Here is a 21,566-nt window from a genome sequence, read left to right on the forward strand (position 1 = left end):
GGTGGAGAGAACATGAAGAAATGGTTATTAACAGTGGGTCTTGTTTTTGCCTTAACAGCTTGCGGTGCAGCGGACGAGCCCGATGAGGTCGTACAATCACCAACAGTAGATGAAGAAACAGAGGCACCAGCAACAGAACATGATGATAGTGAGTTTATTGTGGCTGTTATCCCTTCCCAATCAATGGGAGAAATGCAAACAGGACTTGATAATCTAGAGGTACATCTATCAGAGAGTCTCGGGCGTGATGTAGTGGTTGAGCAATACCCAAATTACAACGCGGTTGTGGAAGCAATCAACTACAATCATATTGATCTTGCTTTTTTAGGACCGTTAACGTACCTGATTGCACATGAACAAAGTGGAGCGCAAGCGATTATCACTCAAGAAGTCGATGGTAGTCCCTATTATTATTCGTATATCATTACTCATGCAGATCGTGAGTGGGAAAATTTAGACGATATGCTTGAAGATAGAGCAGAAGTTGATTTTGCCTTTGCAAGTATTTCTTCTACTTCAGGTCATTTAATTCCGGGTCTTCACCTACGTCAATTAGGTTATTACGATAGTGAAGATGAACATGCGTTTAATCAAATTCAATTTGCTGGTTCTCATGATATTGTAACGACCCTCGTTCAAGATCAAACCGTTGATGCCGGTGCAGTTGATAGTGCCATCTTAGAAGCGCTTATGAAAGAAGATGAGGCGAACGGTGGTAGTCTACGTGAAGATATAAAGGTTCTTTGGCAGTCTGAACAACTTTATCAATATCCATGGGTGGTTCCTGCACAGACGAGTGATGAGCTAATTGCTGAATTGCAAGAAGCTTATGCACAGATTGAAGACGAAGAAATTCTGCGCATTTTTGGTGGTGCAACGCGCTTTGTTGAAGCGGACGATAGTCAATACGCGGATGTGTTAGAAGCAGCTCGTGAATTCGATATGCTGACGTTACAATAGGAGTTTACTTGATATGGTTTGGTTTCGTAGGCGCTACATCGTTTATATCCTTCTCATTCTAGTTGCACTCTGGTGGAGTATGGATATGACTGGTTTTGAATGGAGAAAGCTTACGCAAATCGGAAATATTTATCACATGGTGACCACTCGTTTTTTTCCAATTGAGTGGTCCCTTTTTCCGAGAATGGCGTATCACAGTTTAGTGACACTGGCTATGGCGTTTCTAGGGACGTTCTTGGCCTTACTCGTTGCCTTGCCTCTTAGTTTTCTTGCTGCGAAAAATACAAGTGGATCGGTGGCTATGTATGGAACGGTAAGAGGGGGGTTAAGCGCTCTTCGTTCTATTCCAGAAATCGTGTTTGGTTTAATTTTTGTGTCCGCTTTTGGACTTGGACCGTTTGCAGCTGTTTTAGCGATTATTCTTCACAATATTGGAGTATTGGGAAAATTAATCTCGGAGCTAATTGAAGCGGCTGAGAACGGACCTCAAGAGGCGATGCGTTCAGTTGGGGCAACCAAGTGGGTTGGGCATTTATTTTCGATCTTGCCCCAAATCTGGCCGAATGTTCTTTCACAATATTTCTACCGATTTGAGGTGGCGATCCGTACATCCCTTATTCTAGGTTTTATTGGCGGAGGAGGAATTGGTCAGCAGCTCTTTAACCATTTTCAGAGCTTTTATTATACCGCAGTCGCGCTTGATATTGTCCTGATTATGATTCTCGTCATTTTCGTCGATTTTATCGGTGGGCGAATTCGCGCAAGGGTGATATAAAGGGGGTTACACACATGCTGACGATTCAAGATTTAGTTGTTCAATATCCAAAAACAGAAGAACATGCAATCGATCATTTAAACGTAACATTAGAAAAAGGCGAGTTTGTTTGTGTATTAGGAAAAAGTGGTGCGGGTAAATCGACTTTTATTCGGTCCATTAACCGTCTCCAACGGCCAACTTCTGGTACCATCAAATGGGAAGGAACTGACTTAACCAAACTATCTGAAGCGAAAATGAGACGGGTACGTTCTGAAATGGTAATGATTTTTCAGCATTTTAATTTGATTCCTCGGATGACCGTTTTCCAAAATACGTTAACAGGTGCATTTGGCAGAAGAGCCCCGTATAAGAATTTATTTGGTATCTTTTCTGAACAAGAAAAGAAACGCGGCTTTCTAGCTCTTGAAGAAGTGGGTTTAGAAAGACATGCCAATAAGCGAGTAGAAGCATTAAGCGGGGGGCAGAAGCAACGAGTAGGTATTGCGAGAGCCTTGCTGCAAGATCCTAAACTGTTGCTCGGTGATGAGCCAGTTGCAAGCTTAGACCCATCCACTTCTAGAAGAATTTTTGAACTCATGAAAAGAATTCATGAAGAACGCGAATTGTTGTCAATTATTAATGTTCATGATGTTCAATTAGCGAAAGAGTTTGCAACTAGAATCATTGCCTTTCGTGATGGGAAATTGATTTTTGATGGGAAACCGGAAGAAGTGGATGAGCGTATGTTTGCTAAGATTTATCAATAAAAAACAGTAAAATTAATTAGTTCCGATACTGTGAAGAAAATGTAAAATAGAAGGGTAAAAAACATTGGAAATCACATCAGAAATAGCATATTGAAATCACAATAGAATTAGTACAAAAAACGCTTGGATTAAATGAATGAAATCCAAGCGTATTAATTAGTCTATTCTAATTAAAGCTCACGTTCCTAATAAATTTTTTACTTGCAGGTACTTTTTAGTAAGATGATAATAGATAAGATAAAGACTATTAACAAACAAATAAATAGGGATTGAAAAGAAAATTTGGTATCCATTTTTATAATGAAAAATACCCATTTTAACACATATCCACTCCATTACTATTCCAAAGCATGTAAAAAAAATGATGTAAATAATATTCATGTATCCCTTTATTTTTAACTTATCATAAAAATAAATAATCAAATACGTAAATGGTCCGTACATGATATAAGATATAAAGTCAAATAACTCAAAATTGGATGAGTCGTTTACGTCATAGTAATCAAAAGGTTCAATGCTAATGGTATGATCAAACAAAGTTCCTAAAAATACACCTACTAAAAAATACATAATAGAAAGTGATAAGGGAAATCGTTTTGGCAAAAGAAAAATGACCGTTATTGTAATGAATAATATAGCTAATATAAACAATTCGTTTTGATTAAACTGATAATCATAATAAATAGTATTCATATAAATATCCCATCCTTCTTTAAACGTTTTCTAAACCATTTAGCACAAAGAAGAGTAAGAAGGATATAAAGGAGCAAAGAAAGTAATTCAATAAATGGGCTCCAATTTTTGTACGTATATATACCAAAATAAATAGCTAAATACTCTAAAGAAATTAACAAGGTTAGCGTAATAAAAATGGAGGCATATTTTATTATCTGTTTTTTGGCTATATAGAATATATTACAAAAAAGAAGCAGCGTTAATGGAATCACGACGTTACGAGACAATAAATGACATAGATACAATACAGTATCTTTTGTTATTTCAACATATCCAAAATTAAGAGAGACAAGGGTTGCTTTATTAATAACAATCATTGACACGATGATATATATAAAGAGATTTTCTAAAATAGAAAGCTTTCGTGCATACAATGCAAATGACGTTATTGTAAACCATGTAATCATGATATAGATAGAAAGTACCATTAACTCCCTCCATTTCGGCCATAGTCTTTTTAGAATAACCGTAAAAAAACATTAAACCCCATATATTTTAACTTCTTTCACTTTGTTCTTGATTAACAGATTTTGTTAATATATTTCGGGAAATTCCGTACCTCTATCATTTGTTTAATACCTCTCTATTTTTTTGATAAAGCTGATAACTTTAGCACTTCAATCTAACCGTCCAAGTTGCGTTGTTTGTATGTAACTTTTCTCTTATTACAGTAACTACTCCACAGTTTAAGTACACTTCATCACAAATTCTAAAAGTACTTTAACATAAAATCACAATTTTCTTTATAACGATTTAGTGTGTTATTTGCTATACGCTCTCACATGTTAAAGTCTCAAGAATTGTTTATATAACAAGGATTAGTAAAGCCTAAACCACTATACGTGATAGGCACCTATTGATAGGTTATTTTTTGTGTTTCTCAACGATAAGGAAACTACAATGTGTATGACTTCGGGGAAAAATAGATCCTTTGTCATAGCGGGAATATGTTAAAATATCGATTGATTATAACTTCCCTAGTTGAGAGGGAGAGGAGAAAAACGATGCGACAAAAACAGCTTCGAACAAAATTAAATAAAGTCGTTAAGACGAGAGCACCAATAAATATAGCTCTTAAAGGGGTGAGTCTACTTATTGGTGTGGTGGTGGTATACACGGTTGTCCAATCCGAGGTATGGTTTAGATTATTTGTTGTTTTATTTTTACTAGGAACAGCCTTCGTTTTAAATAAAAAGGTTAATGAGTTAAAAGTAAATGCTAAGGAAGAGGATGTTTCACCGGCTATAGAGATGGAGAATCAACATACACGTATCTTTGAGAAGACGGTAACCGAGAAGGAAGAGCAACTAGAAAAAATTGACTTAGATCGTACGCAACTGCTTGAAGAACTATTCTCAAAAGCAGAGCTAGATGAACGAGAAAAACAAACCTACCGCGAACGCATTAAGCAAAAAGAATCGGAGCGCTCCTCTATCATGCAAGATTTAATGATTGTGAAAGGGAAGTTACAACAAGCTGTGTATGAAACGAAGAAGTACTTTGTAAAAACAGATCCGATGAAGGAACTAGCTGCTACCATTGAAGCCGAAAATATTGAAGAGGCATCGATTGTGATGCTGAATAAAAAAGTTAAAGCAGTTATTTCTTCAACACTATCAGAAAACACCATTGAAGCATTAGTTAAAGGCAATTATGTTGATGAGGATTATAATTTAACTCGCTCCGGTTATAAGGCATTGCTGAAGACTATGCAAAAAGACTCAGAATGAATGGCGAAAAACCGCTTAGGTCATTTGACCTAAGCGGTTTTTTATTTTACAACGATTGGCTTGTCTAATTTTTCACTTACACTTCCAATAATCGTTGCGTGAGCACTAACTTGATGCATCGAAGCAACATATTGATTGGCCTCATCAGGCGGTAGGCTGACAAGTAGACCACCTGATGTAATCGCATCACATAAGATGCTTTTCTCAACGTCCGTAATCGCCTCGGCATAATCCACACAACCATCAAGCCAACGTTCGTTCGCTTTCGAACCTCCTGGAACAATGCCTTGTTCAGCTAATTCACGGGTACCATCAAGCATCGGTACGTTATTCATTTGAATTTCAAAAGTAACGTCGCTTCCTTTAGCCATTTCATAACTATGACCAAGCAGGCCAAATCCTGTTACATCAGTCACTGCAGTTGGATGTAAACCCTCCAGTTTTTCAGCGGCTTGTTTATTTAAAAGAGCCATAGTTTCAGTAACAGCTTGCTCTTGTTCTGGTGTTACAGCTTCTCGCTTAATTCCAGTTGTTAAAATTCCAACACCAATCGGCTTCGTTAGAACAAGCAGGTCACCTGGCTTTGCTCCAACGTTTTTAAAGATTCGATCTGGATGAGCAAGTCCTGTAACAGATAAACCGAACTTAGGTTCTTGGTCATCAATGGAGTGACCGCCAACGATAATAGCACCGGCTTCTTTTGTTTTGTCAGCAGCTCCTCGTAAAATATCAGCTAGAATTTCTGGAGGTAACTTTTTAATGGGAAAACCTACAATATTCATGACAGTTGTTGGCTTTCCGCCCATTGCATACACATCGCTTAGGGCGTTAGCAGCGGCAATTTGACCGAACATATAAGCATTATCAACAACAGGAGTGAAATAATCAACAGTTTGAATCATAGCTATGTCATCAGTCAGACGATAAGCACCTGCATCATCTGATGTATCTAATCCTACAAGTAAGTTGGGATCATGATTTTGTTTAGGTAAGTGACGCAAAACTTGCGCCAGGTCTTCAGGACCAATTTTGCATCCTCAACCAGCTTTTGTTGAGAATGAAGTCAAGCGAATTTCTTCTTTTTTGTCCAACACGGACACCTCCTATTTCTTACATAGCGAACATCTATAGTTTGCCTATTGATACAAATTTTTTGCATCATGCCTGGTCTTATCCTACAATATAAGTGAAAACCTTGTAAAGGAGATTGATTTGCCATGGAATATAAAGTATCTGTTGAATTTTGCATGATGTGAAACTACGCTCCAAAAGCCGTGAGTGTCACGGATGAGATACTCGATCACTTTCGCGGGAAAGTGAAAGAAGTAACCCTTGTTACGAGTAAGGGTGGCGTATTTGAAGTTACTGTCAATGGTGAGAAGATTTATTCGAAAAAAGAAACAGGGAAATTCCCTAGTTCTAAAAGTCTGATTTCGAAAATGGAACAAATGAATGGATAATGAGGGTGACTTATTGCTGGCCTAGCTTCGTAACAAGCTAGGTCAGGTTACATCACCCTCTTTATGAATAGAAGGGTGGTCAAGCAAGTGAATCATGTATTAAGACAACTACCTGCAATTCATGAGTTAAAGCAGGATCAACGATTTATAAATTTACTAGAGCAAAAACAGGTTTCATTGGACAAGCTGACGGAGTGGTTGCAAGAGGCGGTTTCTGATATTAGGCAGGGAATCCTTACGCAAATGATTGATTTAGATAACTTAAAAGTAGTTGGCATGGAGGAGGCCATTTTTTCAACCGTATCAGAGCGTATTAGCCATCACTGCACGTACAAGTTGAGACGAGTTATTAATGGCACAGGCACCGTGTTACACACGAATTTGGGGCGAGCAAGGCTAGGTGAAAAAGCAATCCAACAAGCAACGGAGACGGCCTATTCCTATTCAAATTTAGAATATCATTTAGAACAAGGCAAAAGAGGCTCACGTCATGAACTGATTGAAGAGCTAGTGAAGGAGACCACGGGAGCAGAAGCGGCTATGGTTGTGAATAACAACGCTGCGGCCGTTTATCTCGTTTTAAAAGCTTTGGCTAAGCAAAAAGAAGTGATTGTTTCGCGCGGAGAATTAGTCGAGATCGGGGGTTCCTTTCGTGTTTCGTCAATTATGGAAGAGAGCGGTGCGAAATTAAAAGAAGTAGGGACAACGAATAAGACCCATTTTTATGATTACGAGCAAGCGATTACCGAAGAAACGGCTATGATTATGAAAGTCCATACTAGTAACTTTAAAATCATTGGTTTTACTAAAGACGTTTCAATTTCTGAGTTAAAACCATTAGGGAACGAACAAGAGATCATTCTATATGAGGATCTAGGTAGTGGGGCGATTTATGATCTGAAAAGGGATGGCATTGGTCAAGAGCCAACTGTTTCTGAAGCACTGCAAAATGGTGCGGATCTTGTCACGTTTAGTGGGGATAAACTTTTAGGTGGACCACAAGCTGGCATTATTGCAGGGAAGAAAAAATGGATTGACCGTTTGAAAAAGCATCAGTTAGCTCGGGTGTTACGCGTTGATAAAATGACGTTAGCTGCACTAGAGGCAACATTAAAAGAATACGTGAATGAGGAAACTGTGAGAGAGAAGCTCCCGACCTTACGTGCTATTCTTTTATCAAAAGAGGAAATCAAACATAAAATAGAAAATTTTCTTGCTCCATTATCTCCAGTTTGGGTGACTGAGCTAAGAGATGAGGTATCTCAAGTAGGTGGGGGAACGATGCCGGAAGTTGAGCTAGATACTAAAATTTTATTGCTATCCAATTCTAAAATAAAAGCACAAACGATGCATGAAAAATTAAGAATTGGTGTACCTGCCGTTGTTTCACGGATCATTGATGAGAAAATCGCTCTTGATTTTCGAACCATTGAAGAAAGTGAGTTTAGTGACTTACATAAGAGACTTCAAGAACTTGAACAGGAGATGAGATAAAGGATGATTGGAAAAAAAGCATCGGAATCAAGGACTGTTTTAACAGACCTTGTTCTACCTCCGGACACGAATTATCACGGAACTATTTTCGGGGGGAACGTCATGGCTTACATTGATAAAGTTGCGAGCATTGCAGCAATGAGACATGCGCGAACAATGGTGGTCACTGCGTCAAGTGATAGTCTAGATTTTATTTCTCCTATAAGAACTGGCGAAGCCATTTGTGTGGAGGGGTATGTTTCATACACTCGAAAGACGTCGATGGAGATTTTTGTGAAGGTAGAAGCGGAAGACCTTCTGACTGGAGAACATCGTTTAACTGCTACTTCGTATTTAACCTTCGTTGCCCTTGATAATCAAGGGAAACCAACGGCAGTCCCACCAGTGATTCCAGAAACAGAAGATGAAGTATGGCATTTTGAAGGTGCGGAGGAACGTTTTCAACAAAGAAAGAAAAGAAGAGATCAACGTGTGGAAAGGGAACGTAACAAGTAAGTTAAAAATTCGCCTAATTTTGTTCTTTTTTATTGTGAAGTGGTCGTTTTTAAAATTAGGACTCTGCGTACTAATAAGGATTCACGAATATGTTAACTTCTTAGCTAAGAAATCCCAATCTAAATGGATTTACCTAGTTATGCGTTAAATTCAAGGTTTGGGCGCCAAAAAATAGTTAAAAGAGATCGAAGTAAAGAGATGCAACCGAATTGGACGTCGTCCACTGCGGTTGCATTAAATCCTCATTGAAGGCTAAAAGTTATCCTTCTCCGTCTGTTTGCCCCACTTGGTTGCGTTTTTTCACTTTTTTAGACCCACTTAAAGGTTCTGGTTGTCCTGATTGTGCATTTTTTGGTTGGTTTCTGCGTTGGTCTTTGGATGTATTATGTTCAGTCATTTTAGCCATCCCTCCTCGCTTGTAGTATGGCAGTAAATACAGGGAGTATACGCATATTTCAAGTCGTGAAACACATGATGAAATGGCGCTTATACAAGGGGGGGACGTAGTGCCAAGTTCTGATAAAAAGAAGTCCATTCAAGTAGCCAGACAAGCAGTTGAGGAAGCTCGAAAAGCTGTAGGGAATATTAATTTTCATGAGGCGGACCCGCAAGCAAAGGAAAGGTCTAAATGATAAATGAGAGGGTACGGAATAAATAGGATGATCCCTTGCTCCGTATCCTCTCTGTTTCGTTACTGACGTTTTTTTGTTTTTTTATTATGCTGACGTTCCATTTCCGTTAATGGTTCATTAACCGTTCCTTCTTGGAATTGCTCACCTTCTAAAACTCGCTTATCTTTTTCGTGTGATCTTTGTTTTGCCATCATTAACACCTCCCATTTCATACTTTTTGTCCCAATTACTCGGATTATGCAAAATTTAAATAAGCTGTTGTTGCAGTGATTACGATCATATTTACGAAAAGTTTATCGAAAGGAATAAAAAAATATATTTATTCTTTACATAACTTTTGATATTCTATTAAAGGGACTGTTTTTGTCGATGATTTAAGCGCTTTCTAGAATGGCGGAGATCGACGGGCTAGTCGGTCTGTTTAGACAATTTCGACAGTTTAAGGTATCATTAGTCTTGTGAAGGAGGGTTTACATATGTCAAAGAAAAACGATGTATTTAAGGCACGTTCATCCTTTTCTCTGGATGGGAAAACAATTAACTATTACTCTTTAAAGGCTTTAGAGGATGCAGGATTAGGTAATGTATCAAAACTACCATATTCAATTAAGGTGTTACTAGAATCCGTTCTTCGTCAATATGATGGTTACGTCATCAAAGAAGAACATGTGGAAAACTTAGCGAAGTGGGGAACAGATGAACTAAAAGAAATCGATGTTCCATTTAAACCATCTCGTGTTATTCTTCAAGATTTCACTGGAGTTCCTGCAGTAGTTGACCTTGCTTCATTACGTAAAGCAATGGCTGACCTTGGTGGAAACCCGGATCAAATTAATCCTGAAATCCCTGTTGATCTAGTTATTGACCACTCTGTACAAGTTGATAAAGCGGGTACAATGGACTCATTAGATTTCAACATGAACTTAGAATTCCAACGTAACGAAGAGCGTTATCAATTCCTTAGCTGGGCAAAGAAAGCGTTCGATAACTACCGCGCTGTTCCACCAGCAACAGGTATCGTTCACCAAGTTAACTTAGAGCATATTGCTAATGTTGTTCACGCAGTTGAGCAAGAAGGCGAAACAGTTGCTTTCCCTGATACATTAGTTGGTACTGACTCACATACAACAATGATCAACGGTATTGGTGTTCTTGGATGGGGTGTAGGTGGTATTGAAGCAGAAGCTGGAATGCTTGGACAACCTTCTTACTTCCCTGTACCAGAAGTAATTGGTGTGAAACTTACTGGTTCACTTCCAAGCGGAACAACGGCTACTGACATCGCATTAAAAGTAACGCAAGTTCTACGTGAGAAAAAAGTAGTTGGTAAATTTGTTGAGTTCTTTGGTCCTGGGCTTGCAGAAATGCCACTTGCTGACCGTGCAACGATCTCAAACATGGCTCCAGAATACGGCGCAACATGTGGTTTCTTCCCAGTTGATGTTGAGGCACTTAACTACATGCGTTTAACGGGTCGTTCTGAAGAGCAAATTAAACTTGTAGAAGCTTATTGCCGAGCAAATGGATTGTTCTACGTAGCTGGTGAAACACCTGATCCGACTTACACGGATACAGTTGAAGTAGACCTTAGCGAAATCGAAGCAAACCTATCTGGTCCTAAACGTCCACAAGATTTAGTTCGCCTTTCAGATATGCAAAAATCATTCCGTGACGCAGTTCTTGCACCACAGGGAACTCAAGGTCTAGGTCTTACTGAAGCGGAATTTGATAAGAAAGTAACAGTTAACTTTAAAGATGGTCGCGAAACAGTTATGGAAACTGGTTCAATTGCAATTGCAGCTATTACAAGCTGTACAAACACATCAAACCCGTACGTTTTAATTGGTGCTGGTCTTGTTGCGAAAAAAGCAGTTGAATTAGGACTTGAAGTACCTGAATTCGTTAAGACATCTTTAGCTCCAGGTTCAAAAGTTGTTACGGGTTACCTTACTGATTCTGGCCTTCTTCCATACTTAGAGAAGCTTGGTTACAACTTAGTTGGTTACGGCTGTACAACATGTATCGGTAACTCAGGTCCTCTAGAAGATGAAATTGAAGAAGCAATTGCTGCTAACGATTTAACCGTAACTTCAGTTCTTTCCGGTAACCGTAACTTTGAAGGACGTATTCACCCATTAGTGAAAGCAAACTATCTAGCATCACCACCGTTAGTAGTTGCTTACTCTCTTGCTGGTACTGTGGATATTGATCTTCAAAATGATCCAATCGGTCAAGATAAAGACGGTAAGGATGTATTCTTTGCTGATATCTGGCCAACTGCAGATGAAATTTCTAAAGTTGTTTCTGAAACTGTAACACCTGAGTTGTTCCGTCGTGAATACGAAAATGTATTCAGTAGCAACCCACGTTGGAACGAAATTGAAACAACGGACGATGCTCTTTATAAGTGGGATTCTGAATCAACTTACATTGCAAACCCTACTTTCTTTGAGAACTTATCTCCAGATCCGGAAGATATCAAGCCATTATCTGAGCTTCGCGTAATTGGTAAGTTTGGTGACACGGTTACGACTGACCATATTTCACCAGCTGGTGCAATCGGTAAAGACACTCCTGCAGGTAAATACTTAATCTCTAAAGGAGTAGAGCCAAAAGACTTTAACTCATACGGTTCTCGTCGTGGTAACCACGAAGTAATGATGCGAGGTACGTTTGCAAATATTCGTATCCGTAACCAAATTGCTCCAGGTACAGAAGGTGGATTCACAACTTACTGGCCTACAGGCGAAGTTATGTCAATTTACGATGCTGCAATGAAGTACAAAGAGCAAGAAACTGGCCTAGCTATTTTAGCTGGTAAAGATTACGGTATGGGAAGCTCACGTGACTGGGCTGCCAAAGGTACGAACCTTCTTGGCATTAAAACAGTTATCGCAGAAAGCTATGAGCGTATCCACCGTAGTAACCTTGTTCTTATGGGTGTTCTTCCACTTCAATTCAAGGATGGCGATAGCGCTGAAACACTTGGATTAACTGGAGAAGAGTCATTCTCTGTTGCGATTACAAATGATGTTCAACCTCGTGAAATGGTTGAAGTTACAGCAACAGATAAAGATGGCAAGCAAACGAAATTTGAAGTTCTTGTTCGCTTTGATAGTGAAGTGGAAATGGACTACTACCGTCACGGTGGTATCTTACAAATGGTACTTCGTAACAAACTTGCTAATAAATAAGTTAAGTAAGGCCTTCATCCTTATTAGGATGAAGGTTTTTTTGTGTTTTACTATCAAATGTTTCGATAAATTTCACATACCGAATTTATTTGTAATAAAAACTTATATTGAAATAAAAGTTGCACATCCTAAAACAGATTAAAAAGGAAAAGGAGGACTTTAAATGGGAAGACAGAAAAAAGGGAATGCGAATGCTCAAAGAAATAACAATGCCAAAAAACAAGGTAAAGATAATCATCCAGAGACTGGATTTGAATCATACGCAGAGCGCGAAGCTGAAAAGATGAACCGAAACCAACATTCATAAAAAAAGTGCAAAAGACCAGGTCTAATTTATTTAGACTTGGTTAATTGTTTGAGAAGAAGGCAGAACGGAGGGATCAACTTGTTTGATTTCTGGCAAGGTGCTGAAGGTTTACCTGTTTATGGGTATATGATTCGAGCAGTCATTGTCTACCTTTATATTTTTCTAATTGTTAAAGTGTTAGGGCAACGCTCGATGAGTTCCATTGATGCGCTTGATTTTATTTTTGGTGTAGTTATTGGCGATATTCTCGGAGAACCATTAACAGATGGAGAATTACCATTAGCAGGTCCAGCAGCAGCAGCAGCAATGACAGCGGCACTTCATTATTCTTTATCTGTTATAGCTTTAAAAACCCCTCGTTTTCGTCGAGTAATTGAGGATGAACCCATTATTTTAATGAAACATGGTAAAATTTTGCATAAAGAATTAAGGAAAGCAAAGATTACACTCGAAGCTTTTCTTATGGACCTTAGACAAAATAATGCATATGATTTATCGGAAGTGGATTATGCCATCTTAGAGATGAATGGTGCTATCAGTGTAATAAAAAAATCCAATTATGAGAGTGTAACATTAAATGATTTAGAAAAAAATGTACCATCAAAAGGCTATACATCTGTATTAATTGAAGATGGTCGAATCATAGAAGCAAACGTAAAAAAGTTTGGTACGCTCGATTGGTTAAGAGAACAGATTCAAATAAAGGGGTTTGCAAACCCAAAGGAAATTTTTGTTATGACCATTGATGAATCAGGTCAAATTTACGTAAGTCCTAAATAATGTATAAAAACACTTCTTTATGACCAAAATGGTTTAAAAGTAAAGGAGTGTTTTGTCATGAGAAGAGTCAGAAAATTATCATTTGAGGAATTAGTTAAAGAAAACAGAGAAAAGTTAATGAATGATAAAGAAGCCCTAGATCGACTAGAAGAACGGTGGGAACAAAGAAGGTCGTCTGTAAACAGAGTGGAAATGTGAATAAGAATGCTTTTTAGAGGTAACCTATTATTAGGGAGGGGTTACTTATGAAAAGCAACAGCACAAAGTCAAATTTCGCTCAATTCCGTCCGGACCACCTTGGGACACAGCCAGTCAAATCAAAGGCTAATAACGGAAAGAAAATGGCACAAAAAAGTAACGAACAACCTGATTACGTACCTCCTAAAGGTTAATTAAATCTAAAGCCCTGAAGTAAAACGTGCTTCAGGGCTTACTTGTATTTTTCGAGATTTTATAAAAACGCTATCATTAGAAAATGGAACATTTTATAAAAAGTTGTCGATATAAAATGCTTGTCATGCATGGAGATAAACGGAATAATAAAGAAAGATGATGTCATGCATGAGGAGGTAGGGGAACATGGGACATCGACAATTATTCCGAAGAGCTTTGTTTGTGACTTACTTAATTGCGTTATTTTATGTGACTTTATTAGCTTGGAATTACGGAGCTTCACTTGGCCCAGTTGGTCCAGGTGGGAGAAATTATAACCTTATTCCTTTTCGCAGTATTTACCGGATAGCGGTGTTTAGTCCAACTATAAACGACCCTATTCGTATTCTGCTTGGCAATGTGGTTCTATTTATGCCTTTAGGTTTTCTGATACCGTCAATTTGGGTAAAATTAAGGCGGGTTGCTTATATAATGGCAGTTGGCTTTTCGCTGTCTTTTTTGATTGAGATGAGTCAATTTTTATTTACTCAACGAGTAGCAAATGTGGATGATGTCATTTTAAATACACTCGGTGCAGTCATTGGATATATGTTATTCTCTATTTGTTTTTGGGCCAAAAAACGAATCGTATATATTCGTACATAGAACCGAACGAGAAGAGGGATCTCATTAAAGAGATCCCTCTTTGTTGTTTATCAACAAGTAACGATTAAACAGCTTGTATGCCAAGTAAACAATTAATAAGAAGGCACCGTAAAAGAACGAAAGAAAAAGTAAATCTCGTGGATTGTTAACGATTGAATTACCAACTGTTGCAAACAAAATCATTGCTGGAATTTTACCGAGTGACGAGGCAACGGTGTAGCGGATAAAAGAGACGCGACTTAAAGCCGAATAGATATTAACAATGATTGAAGGAATGACTGGAATCAGTCGTGTGATAAAAATGGTCATAAACGCATTTTGTTCAAACATTTTTGTGATTTTAGAAAGTCGGTCATATTTATACAACCATCTCTTGCCCCAATCCTGATAGCCATAACGAACAAAAGCAAACATGAGTATGGAGGCCAATGATGAGCCTAGCCATGTGATCATACTACCTGAAAAGGGTCCGTAAGCGGCTCCGAGAACACCACCAATGATTGGATATGGAATAATCGGAAATAAAGCAAAAAATGTGGCTAAAGTGGCAGTTACCACCATATAATCAGTACCGCCTTGGTGTATCCAATTTAATAAGGACTCTCCGTAGAGATACATAAAGAGAGCTATAAATAAGTAACTGAGTAATACTAGACCTTTCTTCATTGGATCCTTCCTTTCTCCAAGTATTATTCTCTCATACATTTGCGAAGTTGTCCTACCGACTTTGCGTCACTTTTATGAAGAAATAGAGAGTTAAACTTTTCGTACATAGGGTTATCTGTTAAAATAATAAAACAAAGTGGATAGGTAGGAAAAAGGTGATCAGATGAATAAGTATGTAGCTTTTATATTGATATTTTTGTTGTTATTACCCGTACCTGTTGGTGCGCACTCTTATGTAATTGATTCTAACCCAGCTGAAGGTGCTGTAGTCGAAGAAGCTCTTGATGAAATGGTGCTTACCTTTAATGCAGGAATTGAGTCTGTCAGTACAGCCACCGTTTATAATGACAAGCGTGAAGAGGTTGCAATTGAGTCAATTGAGGTAGAAAGTCCAGTTCTAAAAATTGGTTTAGTAGCCCCGTTGATACCTGGAAGCTATACGGTGAAGTGGAAGGCGCTTGGAGAAGATACCCATCTAACAGAAGGAAGTTTTTCATTTGATGTATTAGCATACGAATTAGAAGATGCGATAGAAGAAGGTTCAAATGTAGAGGAAGAACCAGTTGATATTGAAGAGAACAGTGAACAAACAGATGTATATGAAGAAAGACCGGTTGTAGAAGAAGATACGGTAGAACCTTCACTAGGTCGATTCATACTACCTATTCTTATTACAGGAGCAATTGCGTTGGTTTTCTTAGTGAAATATATGATTAAGAGGATTCGTTAATGTTGTCATCATTAGCAAACTTAATTCTCTATATTTGTTTTTCTATAGTAACGGGCTACCTATTACTAAGAAATATACCTGAGGGAAAACGGCCAACTATTCATATATCGGTTCAACTAATTAAAGGGTTAATTACAATGATCCCGATTTTATTATTAGTCCCTGTGGTACGAGTCATATGGACGCTTTATTCTGGATTTTCAGTTCCATTACTACAATCTATCCGGATGGTTTTTTTTGATTATTCTACAGGGCAAGCATTTTTAGTTGCAGTCATTCTAGTAATAGGATTGCTAATCTGTCTAAAGTCTAATCAGAGATGGATGAATGAGATTGCCCTTGCTCATATAGTTCTCCTTATATTTATGGCAAGTTGGTCTAGTCATGGAGCATCTGTTGCTGGATGGTTTGGTTTTCTAGGCAATTTCCTTCATTTATTGGCAGTCGCGGTTTGGCTAGGGACCCTATCAGTAGTTGCTTGGTTCTCGCTAGAGTGGAAGGAGTCTAAGACTTTTTTTCAGTGGTTTTCAGTCACTGCAGTTGCATCAGTAATGACCATTGTAGGTTCTGGTTTTATGCTAATGGCTGTCATTGTGCCCGACTATGTTCAAGCGTGGTTACTTAGTTACGGACAGCTATTATTTATTAAACATTTACTATTCTTTCCTCTTTTAGGATTTGGATTCCACCATCTATTACTAGGATTTCAAAATAATCAATTCAAATTGGAAAGGGTGAAGCGTTCGTTTCGAATTGAATCATTTATCGCTTTATTGATTTTCTTTATATCAGCAGTCATGACAGAGCAAACACCTCCACATGAGGTGGCTCAAACGTTACAAACGGAAAACATTTCGTGGTTGATGCAGTTGTTTATCGGAGCCACGAGTGGCTTGATCGATTTACCCATCTCGGTCTTCAGTGTTTGTATGGCCGTTATAGCTATTACATTATTTAGCGCAGCCATGTGGACGTTGACACGTTCACATCAACTAATCAAAGCGAGTGTTTTATTTCTTTTTAGTGTCTTGGTCGTTTATTTTGGAGCAATGTTCAGTATTGAAATAGGGTTAGGTGAACGTGACGAAACGGTTTATGGAACGATTGATGAAGCCGTCTACCAAACATACGATTCATCAGTAGAAATTGACATTTTAAAAACAGATTATCAAGAAGAAGAAGTATATGTCGTTTATACCATTGACTCCGCTGAACTAGTCGCTGAAAAACTGATAGAAGTGGAAGGCGGTTATATGAGATTACCAGCTGCTATGCTGACGATTGGCGGTACAGCAGTGATTGATGAGCGACAAAAAATTCGAACATTTCGTGTGAAAAGTGGTAATTGGCATAATGAAGATTATGAATATACCTATGTTACATTTGGGGTGATTAGTGACCCATTTGATGTTGCTCGTGTTCAGATTCACTACGAGGGCGGGTCTTACATTGCTCAGCTTGAAGACCATACATTTATTAATGTCGTCTCAAGTCATGAGGAGTGGGCTGATCAACATCCGATTGATTTTCTTGCCGACAGCGGTCAGGTCATAGAAACCTATGCAAGAAATGTAATGGAGGAAGGAGTATACTGCCATTAAGGTAGAAACTCCTCTTCTCTTTTGAAGCTATTTCGTAAATCGAAATATAAAGGAGGGTTTCAAGTGGACAGAAAAAAACGATGGATGATTTATGGGATGTTAACTCTTGCTACAAGTACGTGGGGAAGTGCTTTTATTGCGGGGAAGATTGCAATTGAGAGCTTCGATCCAGCAACAATCTCTTTTTTACGTTTTTGGGGTGCAGCGCTATTATTGTTTCCGATTATGTGGATAGTAGAAAAGAATATCCCTAAAATCACCAAAAAGGATTGGGCATTATTTGCGCTCTTAGGATTGACCGGTATTGCTATTTATAACATCTGTTTCTTTTTGGCGAGCAAATATGCACCAGTTATTAAAAGTTCGTTGTTTATTGGAGCCAATCCGATGTTAATCATGCTTTTATCGGGTTTATTACTTAAAGAAACGATTACAAAAAGAAATGTTATTGGACTTTTACTTGCTTTTTCTGGTGCTGTGACCATCATAACTGAAGGGAATATGATGGTGTTATTTACACTTCAATTTGAGCTAATTGACTTCATTTTACTTGGAGCACTTGTTTCTTGGGCATTGTATAGTGTAATAGGTCGTGCAGTTTTACAAAAATTTAGCTCGATTGTATCGACCACATACGCAGTAGGCTTTGGAACACTTTTCTTATTGCCGTTTTCACTATATGAGAAGCCGTGGGAGAACTTTGGGTCTAGTACACTACCAGCATGGTTAGCAATCGCTCATATGAGTGTATTTGTGACTGTTATTGGATTTATTCTTTATTATTATGGGATACAAAAAATTGGAGTGGCAAAGGCATCGATTTTTATTAATGTGATGCCGGTTTCTGCTGTAGTAATGGCAACGATTTTTCTAGGTGAAACGCTAACGTTTACAACGATGGTTGGAGCTATTTTTGTTGTTACTGGGGTCTATGTTGGCACAACCGTAAAGCGTCAAAAAGATTTAGCGACTGCGCATGCCAAGACAGGGTAAGCATGGTAGAATGAGGAACGTGATCGTTGGAAAGGGGGGTCAGTATGTTACAAGAAAAATGGACAGTTGAGAATATTGAATTATGGTTGCGAAAGGTTGCGGCTAAAGAGGAATGTTTCCAAGAAGGCAAGGCGTGGGAATGTCTCGCACAGTTAGAGCAAAGGGAAGACCTGGATAATGAGATCGTGTCGTATAAACCGATGCTGTTATCTATGCTTGCAAAAGCGCGGTTGGAAAGAGTCAATAAAGTCGATCATTTAGTAGAACGATGGTTAAATGAGGCGTTACAATTAGACCCTTCTAATGCTCTAGCTCATCAATTGAAAGTCGAGCAGTTTATTCATGTTCTTAAGCAAATTCCAATCCCGGATAAATTTCCTCCAATTCGTGAAACGGACCATGGTTCAGAGAAAAAGAAAACGGCTAGTAAGTATGAACAAATCGCTGAACAATTTTTTGATTTTGTGCACACATATGAAAACCTCTGGAGAGCTGTAGAATTATCACTTCCGTATATCGAAGATCCTGTTCAGTGCCAAACCATTGAGACGGTATCAAGCTTAATGGAACAATTTCAGGAACCATTCAAAACCATTCTAAGTGCCACAAAGGAATATGCCCGTTCATTAACAGGCGTGTATTATTCAGCATCCCAGTTCCAGGAAATTGCGAAATCGACGAGGCTGATCGAGCAATTAATGAAGAGATGGAACCTGGAGGTTTTTTCTACTTTTGCGAAGAGTGAAAGTGCTTCGGCTATAGATGAATTACAAAGCATGGTCGGTCTTGAAAAGGTAAAGGCTAGAATAGAGAAGCTTTATCAGTTTCTTCATTATCAACAAGAACGAGTTAAACAGGGTTTTCATACGAAAGATGGCATTGCATTACATATGATTTTAAAGGGGAATCCCGGTACTGGAAAAACACATCTCGCACGCTTAATGGCAAAGATATATTTTGAATTGGGTTTGTTAGTACGGGATGAAGTTTATGAGGTAGACCGGTCGCAGCTAGTAGGTGCTTTCGTTGGTCAAACAGAAGAAAATACGTTAAAGGCGATTGAACGAGCAAAAGGTGGAGTCTTGTTCATTGATGAAGCCTATAGTTTACGGAGGGCTGGTGAGGCAGGCAATGACTATGGTCAAACTGTCATTGACACACTTGTTTCAGCGATGACCAGTGGTCAGCATGCGGGTACCTTTGCCGTAATTCTCGCTGGCTATCCAGAAGAAATGAGTACTTTTTTACGAGCGAACCCTGGACTTAGAAGTCGTTTTCCCGAACAGAATCATATTGAAATGAACAACTATTCTGTTGAAGAATTACTTGAAATCGGTGAATTAGTTGCGCTTGAAAATGATTATTTATTAACTACAGATGCAAAAGTAGAATTTTTGAAGCGAATTGACGATGCGAAGGTTGACCAGTCGTTTGGAAATGCACGTGCAGCAAAGAACATCATTCTTGATGCTATTTTTCAAAAAGGGGCACGAATGTCACTTAAAGATGCCGAAGCTGATGATTTTGTTTTATTAGAAGCAAATGATTTTAAAGAAACGAATCAACTAATAGAAGAAAAAACGGCTAGAAGTGAACTGGCTAGTTTGATTGGTCTTGAACAAGTAAAGGAACAAATTTCTCAACTTACTTCATTCATATGGATTCAGCAATTACGGCGAGAGAACGGGTTACAAACACTTCCCATCCAAGTCCACTCTGTTTTTACAGGAAACCCAGGCACTGGCAAGACAACGGTGGCTAAGTTGTATGCAAAGTCTTTAAAAGAGATTGGCTTGTTAAAAAGAGGGCACTTAGTTGTTGTTAGTAGGGCAGATTTAGTAGCTGGGTACGTTGGTCAAACCGCACAGAAAACAAAGGAAAAAGTGAAGGATGCTTTAGGTGGAGTCTTGTTCATTGATGAGGCGTATTCCCTATTATCTAGCGGTGTAGGAGATTTTGGAAAGGAAGTTATTGATACACTCGTACAACAAATGACTGAACATGAAGAAAATTTGGTTGTTATTTTAGCGGGATATAGTAAAGAAATGAATGAATTACTTAATAGCAATCCTGGACTTCACTCGCGTTTTAAAAAACATATTCAATTTGAAGATTACTCGAAGCAAGAACTAATTGAAATAATCGATAAGCGAGCAGATCAATCAGGATATCGGTTTACACCTGAAGCAAAAGAGGGATTAATGCAAGGGATCTCAGAATCAGGTCATAAGGCGAATGGACGTTTTGCAGTGGACCTCTTTGACGAACTCATTCAAATTCAAGCATTTCGCTTAGCTAAATACAAAGAAGTAGGACCTGAACAATTAGTTATGATTGAAAATGAAGATATTCAGGAATTAGATACAAAAAAAAGCTAAGGGGGGTAAATATGATCATTTCAACAAGAGAGATTCAAATTTTATATGCAGATACAGATATGATGGGTGTCATCTACCACGCAAACTATTTGAAATATTTTGAGCTAGGCCGAGGTGGGTTTATTGAAGATGTGGGTTATAGTTATATAGAGATGGAAAATGCAGGATATTATGCGCCCGTTTATGATGTACAAGCCACTTACAGAAAACCAGTTCGTTATGGCGAATCGGCTTTTGTAAAAACATGGGTTGAATTAAATGATGGAATTAAAACGGTGTACGGCTACCAAATCATCAATCATCTAGATGAAATTTGTGTAGAAGGAACAACAACTCATATCATTGTGAAAAAAGAAACATTTAAACCGACTGCATTTAAGAAGGCTTTCCCTGAGTGGTTCCAAAAATATGAAGAAATAAAGAAAAATATTTTTTGCGAATAACCCCTGATTCGTTAACCATACTAAGTTTGCGTAAGCGAATTTTTTACAAAGGGGTAATGGAGATGGCAAAGCCAGATAATCGTAATGACAATGTAGAAAAGCTACAACAAATGAAAGAGAACACGGAACATAACATTGAAGCTGCAGAGGAATCATTAGCTCATACGAACATGAAAGATGAACAAAAGCAACAAATAAAGCAAAAGAACAAACAGCGTGTTGAAAGCATTCGCGGGTTTGAAGCTGAGATTGCTGATGAAATGCAAGCTCGTAAAAATGGTTATCAAGACGAAAAATAAACGAAAGCTGTTGAGAGTTAAAATCTCAACAGCTTTTAGTTTATACTTTTTAAGAAATGGTTAAGGAGAAAGAGACCACTTAGGTATAGGCCAGTAAATTTAAATAA

24 protein-coding genes and 1 pseudogene are annotated in these 21,566 nt (G+C 38.2%); 20 read left to right on the forward strand and 5 right to left on the reverse strand.

The window, feature by feature from the left end; translation table 11 throughout:
- The first annotated feature begins 12 nt into the window (after positions 1 to 12).
- The 3 genes from phnD to phnC are packed head-to-tail and all read left to right on the forward strand — an operon-like array spanning position 13 to position 2,484.
- Positions 13 to 960, forward strand: coding sequence for a phosphate/phosphite/phosphonate ABC transporter substrate-binding protein (gene phnD, locus PQ474_RS19570; RefSeq protein WP_273846981.1), 948 nt, complete (start codon positions 13 to 15; stop codon positions 958 to 960).
- A 13-nt stretch (positions 961 to 973) separates the two neighbouring features.
- Positions 974 to 1,735 carry a phosphonate ABC transporter, permease protein PhnE gene (gene phnE / locus PQ474_RS19575; RefSeq protein WP_273846983.1) on the forward strand — a complete coding sequence of 254 codons (762 nt, stop codon included), beginning with the start codon at positions 974 to 976 and terminating at the stop codon, positions 1,733 to 1,735.
- A gap of 14 nt (positions 1,736 to 1,749) precedes the next feature.
- Positions 1,750 to 2,484, forward strand: a complete 735-nt coding sequence (phnC, locus tag PQ474_RS19580) for a phosphonate ABC transporter ATP-binding protein (RefSeq protein WP_273846987.1) — start codon at positions 1,750 to 1,752, stop codon at positions 2,482 to 2,484.
- 689 nt (positions 2,485 to 3,173) lie between these two features.
- On the opposite strand, the gene PQ474_RS19585 is transcribed toward phnC, so the two are convergent.
- On the reverse strand, positions 3,174 to 3,647 hold the full coding sequence (locus PQ474_RS19585; protein ID WP_273846991.1) for a hypothetical protein: 474 nt from the start codon (positions 3,645 to 3,647) through the stop codon (positions 3,174 to 3,176).
- 576 nt (positions 3,648 to 4,223) lie between these two features.
- Between PQ474_RS19585 and PQ474_RS19590 the strand changes: the two genes are divergently transcribed.
- Positions 4,224 to 4,949, forward strand: a complete 726-nt coding sequence (locus PQ474_RS19590) for a hypothetical protein (RefSeq protein ID WP_273847017.1) — start codon at positions 4,224 to 4,226, stop codon at positions 4,947 to 4,949.
- A 41-nt stretch (positions 4,950 to 4,990) separates the two neighbouring features.
- Here PQ474_RS19590 and selD read toward each other — a convergent pair whose 3' ends face one another.
- A complete protein-coding gene (gene selD / locus PQ474_RS19595) occupies positions 4,991 to 6,040 on the reverse strand; it encodes a selenide, water dikinase SelD (RefSeq protein ID WP_390186786.1) in 1,050 nt (349 codons plus the stop codon).
- A gap of 177 nt (positions 6,041 to 6,217) precedes the next feature.
- Here selD and PQ474_RS26425 point away from each other — a divergent pair.
- The 3 genes and pseudogenes from PQ474_RS26425 to PQ474_RS19605 all read left to right on the forward strand — a co-directional run.
- Positions 6,218 to 6,409 (forward strand): annotated as a pseudogene (locus tag PQ474_RS26425) (Rdx family protein); the annotation flags it as partial.
- 87 nt (positions 6,410 to 6,496) lie between these two features.
- On the forward strand, positions 6,497 to 7,903 hold the full coding sequence (gene selA / locus PQ474_RS19600; RefSeq protein ID WP_273847022.1) for an L-seryl-tRNA(Sec) selenium transferase: 1,407 nt from the start codon (positions 6,497 to 6,499) through the stop codon (positions 7,901 to 7,903).
- Positions 7,904 to 7,906: 3 nt separating this feature from the next.
- Positions 7,907 to 8,398, forward strand: a complete 492-nt coding sequence (locus tag PQ474_RS19605) for an acyl-CoA thioesterase (RefSeq protein WP_273847024.1) — start codon at positions 7,907 to 7,909, stop codon at positions 8,396 to 8,398.
- Between the two features lie 259 nt (positions 8,399 to 8,657).
- Here PQ474_RS19605 and PQ474_RS19610 read toward each other — a convergent pair whose 3' ends face one another.
- Positions 8,658 to 8,795 carry a small acid-soluble spore protein P gene (locus PQ474_RS19610; RefSeq protein ID WP_273847026.1) on the reverse strand — a complete coding sequence of 46 codons (138 nt, stop codon included), beginning with the start codon at positions 8,793 to 8,795 and terminating at the stop codon, positions 8,658 to 8,660.
- 109 nt (positions 8,796 to 8,904) lie between these two features.
- On the opposite strand from PQ474_RS19610, the gene PQ474_RS19615 reads away from it, so the two are divergent.
- Positions 8,905 to 9,030 carry a hypothetical protein gene (locus tag PQ474_RS19615; RefSeq protein ID WP_273847028.1) on the forward strand — a complete coding sequence of 42 codons (126 nt, stop codon included), beginning with the start codon at positions 8,905 to 8,907 and terminating at the stop codon, positions 9,028 to 9,030.
- 59 nt (positions 9,031 to 9,089) lie between these two features.
- Here the strand turns inward: PQ474_RS19615 and sspO are convergent, their stop codons facing one another.
- Positions 9,090 to 9,221, reverse strand: coding sequence for a small acid-soluble spore protein O (gene sspO / locus PQ474_RS19620; protein ID WP_273847030.1), 132 nt, complete (start codon positions 9,219 to 9,221; stop codon positions 9,090 to 9,092).
- A gap of 285 nt (positions 9,222 to 9,506) precedes the next feature.
- Here sspO and acnA point away from each other — a divergent pair, with 285 nt between their 5' ends.
- The 6 genes from acnA to PQ474_RS19650 all read left to right on the forward strand — a co-directional run bounded on the left by acnA (position 9,507) and on the right by PQ474_RS19650 (position 14,349).
- Positions 9,507 to 12,224, forward strand: coding sequence for an aconitate hydratase AcnA (gene acnA / locus PQ474_RS19625; RefSeq protein ID WP_273847032.1), 2,718 nt, complete (start codon positions 9,507 to 9,509; stop codon positions 12,222 to 12,224).
- Between the two features lie 163 nt (positions 12,225 to 12,387).
- A complete protein-coding gene (locus PQ474_RS19630; protein WP_227936062.1) occupies positions 12,388 to 12,531 on the forward strand; it encodes a hypothetical protein in 144 nt (47 codons plus the stop codon).
- Between the two features lie 78 nt (positions 12,532 to 12,609).
- Positions 12,610 to 13,311: a DUF421 domain-containing protein gene (locus PQ474_RS19635; protein ID WP_273847035.1), complete on the forward strand. Its 702-nt coding sequence runs from the start codon at positions 12,610 to 12,612 to the stop codon at positions 13,309 to 13,311.
- A 57-nt stretch (positions 13,312 to 13,368) separates the two neighbouring features.
- Positions 13,369 to 13,509 (forward strand): FbpB family small basic protein, encoded by a 141-nt coding sequence (locus PQ474_RS19640; protein ID WP_273847038.1) that lies wholly within the window; start codon positions 13,369 to 13,371, stop codon positions 13,507 to 13,509.
- Positions 13,510 to 13,556: 47 nt separating this feature from the next.
- Positions 13,557 to 13,703 (forward strand): acid-soluble spore protein N, encoded by a 147-nt coding sequence (locus tag PQ474_RS19645; protein WP_273847040.1) that lies wholly within the window; start codon positions 13,557 to 13,559, stop codon positions 13,701 to 13,703.
- A 187-nt stretch (positions 13,704 to 13,890) separates the two neighbouring features.
- Positions 13,891 to 14,349, forward strand: coding sequence for a VanZ family protein (locus tag PQ474_RS19650; protein WP_273847043.1), 459 nt, complete (start codon positions 13,891 to 13,893; stop codon positions 14,347 to 14,349).
- Between the two features lie 24 nt (positions 14,350 to 14,373).
- On the opposite strand, the gene PQ474_RS19655 is transcribed toward PQ474_RS19650, so the two are convergent.
- On the reverse strand, positions 14,374 to 15,015 hold the full coding sequence (locus PQ474_RS19655; RefSeq protein ID WP_273847045.1) for a TVP38/TMEM64 family protein: 642 nt from the start codon (positions 15,013 to 15,015) through the stop codon (positions 14,374 to 14,376).
- A gap of 163 nt (positions 15,016 to 15,178) precedes the next feature.
- Here PQ474_RS19655 and PQ474_RS19660 point away from each other — a divergent pair, with 163 nt between their 5' ends.
- From PQ474_RS19660 to tlp, 6 genes are all read left to right on the forward strand, one after another.
- Complete coding sequence (locus tag PQ474_RS19660) at positions 15,179 to 15,745, forward strand: copper resistance CopC family protein (RefSeq protein WP_273847046.1); 567 nt, start codon at positions 15,179 to 15,181, stop codon at positions 15,743 to 15,745.
- Positions 15,745 to 17,346, forward strand: coding sequence for a copper resistance D family protein (locus PQ474_RS19665; protein ID WP_273847048.1), 1,602 nt, complete (start codon positions 15,745 to 15,747; stop codon positions 17,344 to 17,346). Before PQ474_RS19660 ends, PQ474_RS19665 begins: the two co-directional genes overlap by 1 nt.
- Positions 17,347 to 17,409: 63 nt before the next feature.
- A complete protein-coding gene (locus PQ474_RS19670; protein WP_273847049.1) occupies positions 17,410 to 18,339 on the forward strand; it encodes a DMT family transporter in 930 nt (309 codons plus the stop codon).
- 44 nt (positions 18,340 to 18,383) lie between these two features.
- Positions 18,384 to 20,717, forward strand: coding sequence for an AAA family ATPase (locus tag PQ474_RS19675; RefSeq protein ID WP_273847051.1), 2,334 nt, complete (start codon positions 18,384 to 18,386; stop codon positions 20,715 to 20,717).
- A gap of 11 nt (positions 20,718 to 20,728) precedes the next feature.
- A complete protein-coding gene (locus PQ474_RS19680) occupies positions 20,729 to 21,160 on the forward strand; it encodes an acyl-CoA thioesterase (RefSeq protein WP_273847054.1) in 432 nt (143 codons plus the stop codon).
- 62 nt (positions 21,161 to 21,222) lie between these two features.
- Complete coding sequence (gene tlp / locus PQ474_RS19685; RefSeq protein WP_273847057.1) at positions 21,223 to 21,459, forward strand: small acid-soluble spore protein Tlp; 237 nt, start codon at positions 21,223 to 21,225, stop codon at positions 21,457 to 21,459.
- Positions 21,460 to 21,566: the final 107 nt, after the last annotated feature.

It is taken from the genome of Halalkalibacter alkalisediminis (genome assembly GCF_028610705.1).
In the GTDB taxonomy this organism is placed as follows: domain Bacteria; phylum Bacillota; class Bacilli; order Bacillales; family Bacillaceae_D; genus Halalkalibacter; species Halalkalibacter alkalisediminis.